The sequence below is a fragment of the Paenibacillus marchantiophytorum genome, from assembly GCF_014640555.1.
GTDB lineage: Bacteria > Bacillota > Bacilli > Paenibacillales > NBRC-103111 > Paenibacillus_E > Paenibacillus_E marchantiophytorum.
The window spans coordinates 1-15010 of record NZ_BMHE01000029.1; the positions used below are offsets into that span (position 1 = coordinate 1).

At 48.8% G+C, this 15010-nt stretch carries 13 protein-coding genes; all 13 read left to right on the forward strand.

The window, feature by feature from the left end; translation table 11 throughout:
- Positions 1–428 precede the first annotated feature (428 nt).
- The 13 genes from IEY34_RS23020 to IEY34_RS23080 all read left to right on the forward strand — a co-directional run bounded on the left by IEY34_RS23020 (position 429) and on the right by IEY34_RS23080 (position 14991).
- The gene (locus tag IEY34_RS23020; protein ID WP_268240167.1) at positions 429–1064 is read left to right on the forward strand and encodes a helix-turn-helix transcriptional regulator; all 636 of its coding nucleotides are present in this window, start codon (positions 429–431) and stop codon (positions 1062–1064) included.
- A 27-nt stretch (positions 1065–1091) separates the two neighbouring features.
- The gene (locus tag IEY34_RS23025; RefSeq protein ID WP_189015644.1) at positions 1092–1880 is read left to right on the forward strand and encodes a pyruvate, water dikinase regulatory protein; all 789 of its coding nucleotides are present in this window, start codon (positions 1092–1094) and stop codon (positions 1878–1880) included.
- Between the two features lie 45 nt (positions 1881–1925).
- Entirely contained in the window at positions 1926–2894 is a 969-nt protein-coding gene (glpX, locus tag IEY34_RS23030) for a class II fructose-bisphosphatase (protein ID WP_189015516.1), read from the forward strand.
- A 106-nt stretch (positions 2895–3000) separates the two neighbouring features.
- Positions 3001–3663 (forward strand): hypothetical protein, encoded by a 663-nt coding sequence (locus IEY34_RS23035; protein ID WP_189015518.1) that lies wholly within the window; start codon positions 3001–3003, stop codon positions 3661–3663.
- Between the two features lie 190 nt (positions 3664–3853).
- Positions 3854–4933 carry a Gfo/Idh/MocA family protein gene (locus IEY34_RS23040; RefSeq protein WP_189015520.1) on the forward strand — a complete coding sequence of 360 codons (1080 nt, stop codon included), beginning with the start codon at positions 3854–3856 and terminating at the stop codon, positions 4931–4933.
- Between the two features lie 49 nt (positions 4934–4982).
- Entirely contained in the window at positions 4983–6068 is a 1086-nt protein-coding gene (locus IEY34_RS23045; RefSeq protein WP_189015521.1) for a Gfo/Idh/MocA family protein, read from the forward strand.
- Between the two features lie 119 nt (positions 6069–6187).
- Positions 6188–6970 carry an SDR family NAD(P)-dependent oxidoreductase gene (locus IEY34_RS23050; RefSeq protein WP_189015523.1) on the forward strand — a complete coding sequence of 261 codons (783 nt, stop codon included), beginning with the start codon at positions 6188–6190 and terminating at the stop codon, positions 6968–6970.
- A 5-nt stretch (positions 6971–6975) separates the two neighbouring features.
- A complete protein-coding gene (locus IEY34_RS23055) occupies positions 6976–7932 on the forward strand; it encodes an LLM class flavin-dependent oxidoreductase (protein ID WP_229757802.1) in 957 nt (318 codons plus the stop codon).
- 426 nt (positions 7933–8358) lie between these two features.
- Positions 8359–9705, forward strand: coding sequence for an ABC transporter substrate-binding protein (locus tag IEY34_RS23060; protein WP_189015525.1), 1347 nt, complete (start codon positions 8359–8361; stop codon positions 9703–9705).
- Positions 9706–9854: 149 nt separating this feature from the next.
- Entirely contained in the window at positions 9855–10874 is a 1020-nt protein-coding gene (locus tag IEY34_RS23065) for a LacI family DNA-binding transcriptional regulator (protein ID WP_189015527.1), read from the forward strand.
- Positions 10875–10895: 21 nt separating this feature from the next.
- On the forward strand, positions 10896–12017 hold the full coding sequence (locus IEY34_RS23070) for a glycoside hydrolase family 88 protein (protein ID WP_189015648.1): 1122 nt from the start codon (positions 10896–10898) through the stop codon (positions 12015–12017).
- Positions 12010–13161, forward strand: a complete 1152-nt coding sequence (locus tag IEY34_RS23075; RefSeq protein WP_189015529.1) for a DUF2264 domain-containing protein — start codon at positions 12010–12012, stop codon at positions 13159–13161. The genes IEY34_RS23070 and IEY34_RS23075 overlap by 8 nt, the downstream gene beginning before the upstream one ends.
- Before the next feature lie 177 nt (positions 13162–13338).
- Complete coding sequence (locus IEY34_RS23080; protein WP_189015531.1) at positions 13339–14991, forward strand: PucR family transcriptional regulator; 1653 nt, start codon at positions 13339–13341, stop codon at positions 14989–14991.
- Positions 14992–15010: the final 19 nt, after the last annotated feature.

The following is a 15010-nucleotide window of genomic DNA, read 5'->3' on the forward strand; positions in this document are numbered from 1 at the left end:
AACTGCATGGTGCTTATTGACCAGAAAATAGCTACTTTTTTGAGCTAACAAACTCAGTCGGCGTTATGGAGCTACATTTAGGCGGATTAGTGACCATTTACTTGTAATAGGGCTGCTGGAATTCGCTTCCCCCCTCAGATACGGGTATTTTAATCAAATAGGGCTTCTTGAGTTCATTAAGGCGAACCGCGCACAAATTAGAAGAAGCACAATAGGGGTTGGCAGCCATCATGCGGCGGCGACCCAACGCGCGTCCAAGATCCGCGCGCACAGAGGTATAAATAACTGAAATAGTTTGAAAAAAGTGATAAAAATTTCTTTTATGTGCTATAAACATCTTTATTTTCTTTTATTTTGCTATATAATATACAATATATAATAAATAGAACATACTATATAGGTGGTTCTGAATCATTTAGGAGGAGAACATCATCGAGCTGACAACCCGACAATTGGAAATTATTGAACTTGTGGGTAAACACGCCCCGATAACCGGGGAACGAATCGCGGAGCTTTTGGGCATAAGCCGGCCGACGATTCGATCAGATCTCGCTGTTCTGGTCATGCTTCAGCATATTGATGCGAAACCTAAAGTTGGTTATTTTCTAGGCAAAGCGGCACTGGAGGTCGATTCTCCATTTAAACATATCGAAGCTATGAAGGTGAAAGAGATCATGGGAATTCCCGTCGTCTTGCGAGAAACGGTAACGGTGAGTGATGCGGTTGTAACCCTTTTTCTCGAAAATGTGGGGAGTCTGATGATCGTCAATTTGCAAGGCGCATTAGTTGGCATTGTCTCCAGGAAAGATTTGCTCAAAGTAACGCTGGGGCAAAGCACGGCGAATACGATGCCGGTTTCCATGGTTATGACGAGACATCCGAATATTGTGACTGTAGGTCCCGAAGACAGCGTTCTAGAAGCAGCTAGAAAAATGATTCATCATGACGTAGACAGCCTGCCTGTCGTCAAAGCAGCATCCGAACATGGCCACGATGAAGTGGTCGGCCGCATTACCAAAACAACAATGACCAAATTGCTGCTCGATAGCGCACTAGGGACTTAATCAGGGGGAATTAACGTGGGAGAGAAGATGCATACGATTTTTGTATGTTCGGATGCGGTTGGGGAAACGGCGAACACGGTTGTGCAAGCGACAATTCGCCAATTCAATGCAAGCCAAGTACAAGTCAAGCGTTACGGCACCATTCGAACGGAAGATGAGGTGCGTTCTGTTGTGGAAGAAGCAGCACGCGTTGGCGGGTTTATCGCTTATACGCTGGTGCTGCCTGAACTTCGCGAGATGATGCGGCAGGAAGCGATTCGCGTGAATGTCAATGCGATCGATATTATGGGACCCATGATGCAAGCTTTTATTGATACGTTCAAAGGTTCACCGAAACGCAAAGTGGGTCTCTTATACCAATTGGATGAGCAGTATTATCAACGTGTTGAAGCGATTGAATTCACCGTGAACAGTGATGATGGGAAGGATCCCAATGCGATGAAGCAAGCTAACATTGTGCTGCTCGGCCCTTCGCGCACGTCCAAGACACCGCTGAGTATCTATTTGGCGCACAAAGGCAATAAGGTGGCGAATTACCCGTTAGTTCCCGAGGTGAGGCCGCCAGCAACGATATATGAACTAGAACCAAGCAAGGTAATTGGATTAACGATGAACCCGGATTATCTGGTGCGTATTCGATCCGAACGCTTGAAAGCGGTTGGCCTTCCTTTTGGCGCCAAATATGCGACACGGGAGCGGGTTGATGAAGAACTGGCTTTTGCTATGAAGCTGTACAAGGAACTAGGTTGCAGGATCATTGATGTCAGTGGAAAAGCGATTGAAGAAACCGCAGGGCTTATTCTGGAAGATAAATAGCAGGTGTTCAAACAACAACGTAAATTCGAAAGGGTGAATGGATGAATGCAAAGAGATTTGTCACTGGAAATTGTACGAGTTACAGAATCCGCAGCTTTAGCGTCCGCACGATGGACAGGAAAAGGGAATAAACACAGCGCTGATGAGGCGGCAACTTCTGCCATGCGTGCTATTTTTAGCTCCATTCCGTTTCGAGGAACGGTTGTGATCGGGGAAGGCGAGATGGATGAAGCGCCGATGCTTTACATTGGAGAACCTGTAGGCAATGGACTGGGGCCAGAATATGATGTAGCGGTTGATCCGCTGGAAGGAACGGATATTGTAGCCAGTGGCAGGAACAATGCGCTTTCTGTGGTCGCTATTGCGGAGAAAGGGAATCTGCTCAATGCCCCGGATATGTATATGGAAAAGCTGGCGGTTGGGCCGCGCTTGGCAGGCAAACTCAGTCTGGATGATTCACTCGAGGAGACGGTCCTTAAAGCTGCCGCGCTCTTGAATAAAGAGGTGACTGAGCTGACGGTGTCCATTTTGGATCGCAAACGACACGCGGATAAAATATTTGTTTTACGCACACTGGGCGTAAAAATTCATTTGCTGAGCGATGGCGATGTCGCAGGGGCAATGGCAACGGCCTTCCCGGAAACCGGCATCGATCTGCACGTGGGTTCCGGCGGTGCGCCGGAAGGCGTGCTAGCTGCCGCTGCGCTGCGCTGCATGGGCGGCGAATTCCAAGGCAGGCTGCTTCCAGACAGCGAAGCTGAGACGCAGCGCTGCATCGAGATGGGGATACGGGACCCTTCCAAAGTACTTGGGATGAGCGACTTAGTAGGCGAATCTGATATTTATTTCGCAGCAACAGGCGTGACTTCCGGCGATTTCCTTAGCGGTGTGAAATTCACTTTAGGTGGACGTGCCGAGACCCATTCAGTCGTAATGCGCGCTGAAACACAGACAGTTCGTTTCATCCAATGCGTTCATCAGACACATGATTACCGGCAGCTGGGCAGTGCCTAATCGCAACCATCCATACTAAATTGGGTTTCTGCTTATTTACCACTCATGGGCCAAGTCCGCTCTCGCATATACTTTACTTGATTATGATGCGAAAAGAGGGATAACAATGAGTGTGACCCAATTTGATTTCCTTGCCGTCGTCCGAAGCTGTATACCTAAGGAAGCTGAGGTCGTTCAATTGGAGCAGCAAGGTAATCCCGCAGCTATTCTCTATGCGGATGTGGACGGGGACGGACAGCCGGAAATTACAGCTTTGTATCGCTATTTAGGCAATCAATATTTATTCTCGATCAAAGATTATTCGGGCAATTGGTTTCCAATCGGTTCGTCGTCCACAGGAAGATTGCAGGCTGTGACGGATTTCGCGGCAGCTCCCGTTTCTCGCCGAGAAGGGTGGGATTTGCTCATCGGTTGGCAGAATGACGATACGTTCTCTGAGCTCGATATCGTGCAATGGACACCAACAGGCTATCAACGCTTGATTCCGCCAGGAACCACCTATTCGCATTTGGAAATTGAAGATATGCCGAGTCGGGACGGCAGAGACGGACTTTGTGAGATTGCCTTGTGGGTGAAGGATGCGGATCGGGCGTATCAAGTACAAACCTATCGCTGGGACCCCTATCGGCTCATTCCTAATCACGATGTGCATCCGTACTATTTTCAAAAAGTTGCTCGTTATTATGAAGATCTGGTCAGAGAGCAGCCGGATCAACCCGCGTACAGAAGCTATTTGGAGGATGCGCAAAGAAAAGCTGGCGGTAATTAGCCGGCTGTCATGCCTATTTGAATAGAACATCTAAATGCCAGTGGGGCTTTGATCCTTCTGGTATTTTTGCTCTTTTTATCATGTCGTAATTTCTGAACTGAATTGTCCGAATGTTACACTAAAAATAACCTATTTCCTGTGCTACATTAATGGAGGATGTCTTAATTTCAGATAGCGAAGAGGGAATTCCATGACCAGAAGATTGAAGATTGGCATAATTGGAAGTGGGGGCATTGCAGGCGCGCATGTGCAGGCCTACCAAGTGCTTGCAGACGTAGATGTGGTAGCGGTAGCGGACATGATCCCCGGAAAAGCAGCTCAGTTTATTGATTTCTGGAAATTACCGTCCGCGGTACCCTTTGATGACTATCGGAAGCTGCTAGAGCTTGAGCTGGATGGGGTGAGTATCTGTACGCCGAATGTGGCTCACTATCAAACTACCGTAGATGCTTTGCGGGCTGGCAAACATGTGATGCTGGAGAAGCCGATGTCTGTAACGCTGGAAGAAGCGGTCGAGATGGCTGATACGGCGAAGCAAACTGGTTTTATGCTGAATGTAGGCTTTCAACCGAGATATGATCCGAATATGACAATCATTCAGGATGTCGTCCAGTCCGGTCAACTTGGCAAGGTCTATTACGTAGAAACCGGCGGTGGACGGCGCAGAGGCATGCCTGGGGGAACATTTATTAGTAAAGAAATAGCGGGCGCAGGTGCAATGGCCGACATTGGCTGCTACTCACTGGATATGGCGTTGAATGCGATGGGTTATCCGAAACCGCTTACCGTATCCGCTTACAGCAGCAATTATTTTGGGACTAACCCGCTCTATCACAATGAAGCTAGCCGGTTTGATGTGGAAGACTTCGGCGTTGCGATGATCCGATTCGAAGATGATCTTGTGCTTAATTTTAAAATATCATGGGCCATGCATATGGACACGCTGGGTCCAACATTATTTCTGGGCACAGATGGCGGTCTCAAGGTGACGCCTGCGGGCAAGGGTCCATGGAGCGGAGTTTTTGATGGAAGTGTGGGGGCGATTACGTATTTCCATGATGTGCGTGGTCATCATACAGAGAGTCAAATTCCATTAGTCGATCACAAGATTAATTTATTTAATGAAAAAGTTCGCGATTTTGTGGAAGCTGTGCGTGACGGTAAGCCCGCGCCGATTCCAGGTGAACAAATTGTACGCAATCAAGCTATTATTGATGGCATCATTCGGTCCTCCGCTTCCAAGCGGGAAGTAACGATCGAGTTACGTTAGTTGAACGATCATTTCATATAAAACTATATCCAACCTGGAGGTATTATCTATGTCACGTAAATTTCGAATTGGTATTATTGGTTGTGGCGGTATTGCCAATGGCAAGCACTTGCCGAGTTTGACGAAACTAGCCAATGTTGAATTGGTTGCTTTTTGTGATATTGAAGAAGATCGCGCAGTAACAGCGGCCGAAAAATATGGCGTAGAGGGTGCTGAAGTGTATGTGGATTACACAGAACTTCTGCAAGATTCCACGATTGACATCGTTCATGTGTTGACGCCAAATGATTCGCATGCTGAAATTGCCATTGCGGCGCTGGAAGCAGGCAAACATGTGATGTGTGAGAAGCCGATGGCCAAAACGGCGGCTGATGCCAAGCGTATGGCAGAAACGGCGAAACGCACAGGCAAGAAATTAACGATTGGGTATAACAACCGCTTCCGTCCGGATAGCCAGCATTTGAAACGTGTCTGTGCAGAAGGCGAGCTCGGTGAGATATATTATGCGAAAGCGCATGCTATTCGTCGCCGTGCCGTTCCGACTTGGGGCGTTTTTCTGGATGAAGAGAAGCAAGGAGGCGGGCCGTTGATTGATATCGGCACGCACGCATTGGATTTGACACTATGGATGATGGACAATTATAAGCCGAAAGTCGTGCTGGGAACTTCGTACCATAAGCTGTCGCAAAAAGAAAATGCCGCGAATGCATGGGGCCCGTGGGATCCAAGCAAATTCACAGTGGAAGATTCCGCATTCGGTATGATCGTGATGGAGAACGGCGCAACGATCGTGCTGGAATCCAGTTGGGCACTCAACACACTGGAAGTGGATGAAGCCAAATGTTCCCTTAGCGGCACAGAAGGCGGCGCTGATATGAAGGAAGGACTGCGCATTAACGGAGAGAAGCACAGCCGTCTATTCACGACAGAAGTGGACTTGAAAGCGGGCGGAGTTGCGTTCTACGACGGTGCCACAGAAAGCGCTGCTGATCTCGAAATGCGCACGTGGATCAAATCGATTGAAGAGGACACGGACCCTGTTGTGACGCCGGAGCAAGCTTATGTCGTTTCGCAAATTCTGGAAGCAATTTATGAATCAGCTCGTACGGGTGAAGCTGTATATTTGAACGCTTAATCTCGATTTCTATCGGTGATTAAAGAGGGGCTTACAGCCTCTCTTTTTTGTATTTGTAACTTGCCGCCCAAGTGGAGTATGCTTGAACTATTCTGGCATGATGGAAAGGATGGAAGAAGATGCAGTTAGGCTTGCAAGGGAAAGTAGCACTCATAACAGGTGGAAGCAAAGGGATCGGTTTGGCAACAGCGATTGCGCTCTCGCGCGAGGGAGCCAAGGTTGCCATATGTGCACGAAATCAAGAGCAGCTGCAAGAAGCTGCCATTCATATTGCTAATATAACCGAAGGACAAGTTATTGCGATTCAAGCGGATGTTACCTCAGAGGCGGATTGTCAGCGTGCTGTTGAGGAAACGGTGAAGCGATTCGGCAGTTTGGATATTCTGGTCAACAATGCGGGCACGTCGGCAGCGCAGCCATTTGAACAAGTAGGAACAGAAATTTGGCGGCAAGATTTGGAATTAAAGCTGTTCGGTGCGATTCATTGCTCTCGGTATGCAATCCCCTATATGCGTCAAGCGGGTGGTGGCTCGATTGTGAACCTGACAACTTCCGCTGCCAAAACGCCTCCAGCTTCATCCTTGCCTACGTCTGTCAGCCGTGCAGCAGGACTGGCTTTGACGAATGCGATGAGCAAGGATCTTGCTGCTGATCAGATTCGTGTCAATACGGTGTGCATTGGCATGATTCGCAGCGACCAACTGGAGAAGGGTTGGAAACGCGCAGCGCCGGAGTTGACGTGGGATGAATATGCACGTGATGCAAAGCATGACATCCCGCTTGGGCGCATCGGCAACGCTGAAGAAGCCGCGAATGTGATTACGTTCCTATCTTCGGCGGCAGCATCGTATGTGACAGGGACTTCTGTCAATATCGATGGCGGCAAAGGGGCGGCGTTATAACCAAGGTGACTACGCGAATAAAACTTGGCGTGTTGGATCTCGTCCCCGTGATTGCCCCCGCCGATCCGGGGTTCGCCTTGGAACAGGCTGTCCACTTGGCCCAGCAAGCAGAAAAATGGGGTTATTCGCGCTACTGGGTCGCCGAACATCATGATATGCCGGGTTTAGCCTGCACATCCCCTGAGGTGCTGCTGGCGCATATCGGGGCTAGGACGCAGCATATCAGACTTGGCTCCGGAGCGCTGCTGCTGCCTCATTACAAACCGCTGAAAGTGGCAGAGAACTTTCATATGCTCGCTACCTTGTATCCAGGAAGAGTGGATTTGGGCATCGGCAGAGCTCCAGGCGGTTCGGCTCAGGTTACGATCGCATTAAGCGGCAACTTCCTGGAGAACGTGAGGCAGCTGCCAACGTCATTAGAATCGTTGATGGCCCTGCTGAACAATCAGTATGAGTGTGAAGGACAAGTGGTTCATGCCAGGCCGCTGCCTGCGACTCCGCCCGATGTCTGGCTGCTGGGCACGAATCGGAAAAGTGCCGAATTCGCCGCTGCCTATGGAACGGGCTACGTGTTTGGGCAATTTATGAGTGACAGCGATATGCTGGAGATGTTATCGGTTTATCGGCAAAGTTACCAGCCTTCTACGGCCTCGACCGTGCCGCGGACCCTTGTGGCCATAGGTGTGATTTGCGCACCTACGGATGAAGAAGCGCAGGCGTTGGCTTCCGCAGGCGTGCCTTGGCTGCAGTCAGCATCCAAAGAGGAAACCGTGCATCAACTTAAAGAGAAGACGTCCTACTCGGAACGCAAAGTGCTCATAGGGAGTGCAGAGAGTGTCAAGCTTCAACTGGAGCAACTGGCGCAGCAATGTGGGATCGATGAGTTCCTGATCGTCACGCCCATTCCGGATTATGAGAAGCGGCTGCGATCTTATGAATTGCTGCGGACGATAGCGGAATAGTGGCATCAAACAGCTCATTTAGAAGTAAAAGGCGGCATCATCGTAGTGAATCTACGAGGATGCCGCCTTCTTGGCATATAAGTTTTCGCACATTAGTCTTATTGTAGGGTTTGCGTTCTGTTACGCTCTTCGTTTCTTACGTAAATACCAGACCAACATGGAGATGGCGTCACGGATTGAAGCGGTTTGGTGAAAAGCAAGTGTCATTGTCATAAGCAAGAAACCTCCCTAACCCTGGAAAATGAATGCATAATTAGTAGTACGCAAAAAAGGTGGCGTTGGTTTTATTTTTTTTTAGCGCTTTTTTATCACTGTTTTTTAAACAAACACCTCTACTTTCTGCATTAAGTTTTGCGGTGAAAAGTTGGATAATAAACATGTAAGCGTTATCCAAAATCGATCGGCTCACTTAGGGGAGGAATAGAGATGAAAAAAGTATTCACTTTAGCGTTGTCACTATCCATGATGTTTACCGCAGTCGCTTGTTCATCTGGCAGCACAACAACACCATCCGCAAGCACGGAACCTACCAAAGCGGCAGCAACAGCAGCGGCAAGCACAGCGCCAAGTAAAGATCCAGTTAAGCTTCGTGTAGCATGGTGGGGAGGACAAGCGCGTCACGACTACACATTGAAAGTTATCGAAATGTACGAGAAGGCGCATCCAAATGTCAAAATTGAAGCGGAATATGCCCCATTTGATGACTATTGGAAAAAGCTTGCGCCACAAGCATCCGCTAACCAGTTGCCAGACGTTATCCAAATGGATATCTCCTACCTCACGCAATACGGCGGGAAAAATCAGCTGGCGGATCTCTCGGCATACACCAAAAATGGTTTGATTGATGTATCCTCGATCAGCCCTAACGCAGTATCCGGCGGTGAAGTCGGCGGCAAACTATTTGCTATGAACTTAGGTGTGAATGCACTTGCTACGACATTAGATGTGAATACGTTCAAGAGCCTTGGCATTGATGTTCCAGGCAAAGATTGGACATGGGAAGATTATGATGCGATTGCGGCCAAAGCGAAAGCGAAAGGCAAACAAATCGGCGGTTTCGCGCTTCACCATGAAGTATTCTTCCCTTACTACCTGCGCACGATCGATCAAAAAATGTATAATGCAGACGGAACCGCACTTGGTTTCAATGAGGATAAACCGTTAGTTGATTACTTCAAACGCTACCAAAAATGGTATGATTCAGGCAGCATCCTTTCCCTCGACAAAGAGTCGCAAAAGAAAGGTGTAGCGGAAGAAGATGAGATGTTGCTAGGCAATGCCATTACTGGAAACGGTTGGTCCAACCAATTCCTGGCCGTGGCTAATTTGGTCAAAGACCGCCCACTTGAATTGGCGCCGCTTCCAGGACGCAACGGGAACAAAGGTCTGTTCCTGAAGCCAAGCATGTATTTCTCCATCGCGAACAGCTCGAAACAGAAGGAAGAAGCAGCGAAGTTCATAAGCTTCTTCGTGAATGATATTGAAGCGAACAAATTGATTAAAGGCGACCGCGGCGTACCGGTTTCCTCCAAAGTAAAAGATGCTTTGAAACCGTTGCTGTCACCGAACGAAGTTAAAATCTTCGATTACGTGGCATGGGCTGACCAGAACAGCAGCCAAATGGATCCTCCCAACCCCGTTGGTTCCATCGAGGTAGAGAAATTATTGAAAGCCACAAGCGAGCAAATTCTGTATAAAAAAGCAACGGTTGAAGAAGCGGCAGCGAAGTTCCGCAAGGATGCCAACGCCATCTTGGAGAAAAATAAAAAGTAAGCCCATCCGTTCGCAAAAAAAAGATCGAGAAGCCTTCGTAAAGAAGGTCATCGGTCTTTTTTTTGTTATTTTCAGCTTGACAGGTTAAACGTTTCAAATTAAGCTAATAGAGTATGTTAAACGTTTAACAAAACGGAGCTGAATCAAGGATGAGTAAACCCAAACAAGTCACAATTGTAGAAGTGGCAAAAGCAGCAGGCGTCTCCATTGCCACCGTCTCCAATGTGCTGAATCGAGGTGGTATTCGTTCGTCCAAAGAGACGATTCGCAAGGTCGAATTGGCAGCCGAAGCGCTGGGATATCGACGCAACACGATGGCAGCGGGGCTTAGCCGCAACAAAACGTATGAGATTGGTTTGATCGTGCCTGGTTTGACTTCCTACTACGGCCAGTTAGCGGAGCATTTGCAGATTGAAGCCCATCAAGCCGGGTATCACTTATCTGTCTTTTCCTCCGGGGGATTCGATCCCGATATTGAACGAAGGAATTTGGAGGTATTGCTGCAGCGCAGAGTCGATGGATTGATCTGTCACGGTCTGGCCATGGGCATTGAATCCACGCGATCTATCGTGAACAGCGGCACGCCATTAGTCCTCATCAATGGTTGGAATTGGCCCGAAGATATTTCGATTGGCTCGGTGAATCTTGGCTTCGCTGAGGCCAGCAAGCAATCTTGCCGAGTGTTGGCGGACCGCGGCTGTGAAGCGATCTACTACATAGGCAGCAAACGTTCGAAAGCCATTGATGAACAGCGGAGAATTGGGATTGAGCACGGTATCCAGCAATATGCCAGCCATTTGTTTCACGAAATTATCGACTTTCACGGGATGGATGTGGAAGCGACGCTGCAAGCGCTGCTTGCGCGGCACACGAAGCCGATAGGCGTGATTGCTTTTGATGATCACATCGCATTTCGGCTGCTTTCTGGAGCTAACAAACTAGACATTCGTATCCCGGATCAGCTGAGGATTATCGGTATTAATAATGATTATATTGCCCAGCAAAGCTATCCCGGTATTTCCAGTTGGGATATTCCTTATACGTATCAAGCCAGAATGGCGATACACAAATTACTTGCGAAGTTTGGCAATCAACCGATTGAAGACATGGAAGTTCGAGAGATTGAAGTGCCTCTTACTTTCATCGAGCGTGAAACAACCCATTCATAAGAGAAGCGGAGTGAACAGATGATGTGGAAACAAGCGATTGAGGATGCCTTGCAAAAAACGAAAGTGAATATTGAACGTTTTGGTGATTTATTCCCGCATGTCAGTGAGAATGACGTGTACCATTTGAATCCGAATACGGATTGGACAGATGGCTTTTGGTCGGGTATTTTGTGGCTCGGTTATCAATACAGTGGTGACGAAGCTTATCGCCAAGCAGCTGTGAAAACGGTTGCGAGTTTCAAACAAAGACTTGAAGATCATGTAGAGCTGGATCACCATGATATCGGCTTCCTCTATTCGCTTTCTTCCAAAGCACAGTGGATTATTGAGAAAGATGAGTCGGCTAAAGCACTTACGCTGCAAGCAGCCGATGTTCTTATGAACCGTTGGAGACCGAAAGGTCAGTATATTCAAGCTTGGGGTCCTGAAGGGAATGAAGAGAACGGAGGCCGTATTATCATCGATTGCCTGATGAACTTGCCGCTGCTGTACTGGGCATACGAGCAAACGGGCGATGCCAAATACAAAGAAGTAGCCACGATCCATGCCGATTTAAGCCGCCGTTATTTGGTGCGCGGCGATGATTCGTCGTATCACACATTCTACTTCGACCAAGAAACAGGCGATCCGCTGCGCGGCGGCACACACCAAGGCTATCAAGACGGTTCCACATGGACACGCGGCCAAGCTTGGGGTATCTATGGCTTCGCGCTGTCGTATCACTATACGAAAAACCCGCTCTATCTGGAAACGGCTAAACGTCAGGCTCGTTATTTCTTCGATCGTTTGCCAGCCGATGACGTTGTATATTGGGACTTCAATGCGCCGGTGAATGCCGAAACGAAACGGGACAGTTCAGCATCCGCGATTGCTTCTGCCGGAGCTTTGGAAATTCTTGAACATCTGGCTGCTGATGATCCGGACCGCGCTTATTTGGAAAGTGCCATCCAACGCTCCATGACCGGCTTAGTGAAATCCTACGCGACAATCGGCAAGCCGGATGCGCAAGGCTTCATCGAACGCGGATCGTACAGTGTTCGCGGCGGCAATGCACCGGATGACTTCATGATTTGGGGCGATTATTACTACTTGGAAGCCTTGGTACGCTTAGAGAAGGGAATCACAGGTTACTGGTATGAGTAACAGCTGCGCAGACAGCACAGAACGCTCTTATTGGGTCAAGACGATGCTTCGCATTGCCGACCCCGTATTAAGCGCATTAGCATCAAGAAAACTGCGAGCTACGATGCCTGTTGAAAATAAAAAAGAAGAGCAGCTGCAGTATTCCCATCTGGAAGCCTTCGGCCGCACCTTGGTCGGCATCTCTGCATGGTTGGAGACGCCTGCCCAGAATGCGGAAGAAGAGCAGCAGCGGCTTCATTACGGCGAGCTTGCCAGAGCAGCGCTGGATGCCGGGACGGACCCGGAGTCGCCGGATTTCTTGAACTTCAGCCAAGGGATGCAGCCGATTGTCGATACGGCTTTTCTGGCGAATGCCATCCTAAGAGCCCCGAATACGCTATGGCATCAGTTGGATGGCCGGGTTCAAGCGAATTTGGCCAAAGCGATGAAAGCGACAAGAACGCGCAAGCCAGTGTTCAGCAACTGGCTGCTGTTTGCCGCGATGACAGAAACAGCGCTGAGGTTCATGGGCGAAGACTGGGATCCCATGCGAATCGATTTCGCCTTGAAGCAGCATGAACAGTGGTATCTCGGTGACGGGATGTACGGCGATGGCCCGGCTTACCATGCGGATTATTACAACAGCTTCGTCATCCAACCGATGCTGGTGGATATCATTGAGCATGTGAGCGATCACTATGAGGATTGGGCCGCATTGCGCAAGTCCTTCATCGCGCGGGCGCAGCGCTTCGCGGTGGTTCAGGAGCGCTCGATCTCTCCTGAGGGCACGTTCCCTGTCATCGGACGTTCATTAGCTTATCGTTTTGGCGCCTTCCAGTCATTGGCGCAAACTGCTTTGCGCGGTGAACTGCCAGCCGAACTTGTGCCAGCTCAGGTTCGTTGTGCGCTTGGCGCTGTCATTCGCAGGCTCATTGAAGCGCCAGGCACTTTCGATGAGGAAGGCTGGCTTCGCATTGGTCTATGCGGTCATCAGCCAGAGCTGGGTGAAGCGTATATTTCGACAGGCAGTTTATATTTATGTACGGCGGTATTCCTTCCTTTGGGCTTGACTGCAGATGATGCCTTCTGGCAGGGAGGTGACACGCCGTGGACATCGCAGAAGGTGTGGTCAGGAGCTCCTGTTGTCATTGATAAAGCCTTGTAAGCCATATGGTTGCTTGAAGCGTTCTGTTTCCTAGTGAAACAGGCGCTTTTTTCATGTAAACTAAGGGGAATGCTAGAAGCAAATGACATAATCTCGTTGGAATCATTGTCCACAAATAGCCTGATTATGAATCTGTGGATAACTTTATTCGGGCGATTAGAAAGTTGAGGGACTCTTTTGAATCAAGATTATCAGCTAACGGTGCAAGAAGTGCTTGAGCGCCCGATCTTTCAGCAGGCTTATCTGGCAGGAGGCCAAGAGGGCTTGCAGCGACTTGTCCGCTGGGTACATATTATTGAAGTCATCCATTTTGAACAATTGCTGCAAGGCGGCGAAATGATTCTGACGACAGGCGCAGCCTTTAAAAGCGATACGTCGGCCTTCATGACTTATTTGGATCAATTGATCCATAATCAGGTAGCCTGCCTATGCATCGAAATGGGACACAACTTGACGACCATTCCGCAGGAATGGATCGCGGCCGCAGATGCGTATCAGCTTCCCTTGATCATTTTTCCGCAAAGCGTTCGGTTTATTGACATTACGCAGGATATACATGCCTATATGATTAACCAGCATCATAAAGCTTTGCAGGATTTGGAAAAAATATCGCGGGAATTTCATCGTATGACCCTGACTTCGCAAGGTGTCTCCCATGTGCTGGGCTTACTGCAAAGCAGTACCAAAGCGCAAGTGATCTACGTGCCGTTGGAAGGACAGCCTAAGTTCATCCCTCCGTTAGCGAGCCGCGAATCCGAGCCGTGGCTGGTCTTTCTGGCGAACAAGCTGGAACATAGTCCAGAGAGCAGCACTGCAGCTTCGCCCTCCGTATGGGATGTGAACGGACAGACGATTATTATTCAGCCTGTAGGCGCTATGGGCAAAACCTGGGCACATCTGCTGCTCGTCCTCAGCTGCAAGCCACAGGAATATGAGTATTTGATTCTGGATTCGGCGTCCTTGTCGATTGCCCAGGATTTGTTGCGCAAGCGCTATATGGATGAGCGCAAGTTATACACCCAGACTCTTTGGGTTGATGATTTGCTGCACCTGCGGATACGCGATGAAGAGCAAATTAAAGTGCTGATAGGCAATGAGTTCAAGAAGCTGAATGAGCTTGCGTTCTATGTCATTCTCATTGAATTTGAGCATGACCAAGATGAACAACAAAATCTACCGAATGAAGGCTTGGAATCGCTCGGCATTCATCTGTCCCTTGTGGTTCGCTCCCTATTCGAACAGCATACGTTTCATCCGTTGATTACGCTAAAAAATAACAGACTTGTTATCGTTGCCTTTGATAAAGCTCCTAAGCGACCTTCCAAAGATAGGCTGCAGATGATTTTCCAGTCCCTTTTGCAGATGAAAGCTGAGGAGCGCATGAAGCTGATTATTGGCGTCGGCCAGCGCAATCGCAGTTTTATGCAGGCCCATGTGAGCTATCAGGAAGCTATTCAAGCGATTTCTATGGCGTCTACGCTCCATGGCAGTGTCATGTTTTTTGATCAATTAGGTGTCTTTCAATTGCTGTTTCATATTGCGGACAAAGCGATTTTGCAAGGTTTTGTGCGCACTTATTTGGGACCGATCATCGACCATGATCAGCTGAAAGGCAGTGAACTTTTACGCACCCTCAAAGTATATCTGGATAATGATGGCTCGAAGCAAGTCGCAGCCCAGCAGCTTTTTATCGTCCGGCAATCGCTTTATTATCGTCTGGAGAAAATAGAGGAGCTGCTAGGTTCCGATTACATGCTGCCTGAGAAACGACTTGCGCTGCAGGTCGGAATTCGCGCTTATCAACTTGTCAACCCGCACGTGCAATTGTGAAAAGAAAGTCATGAGATTT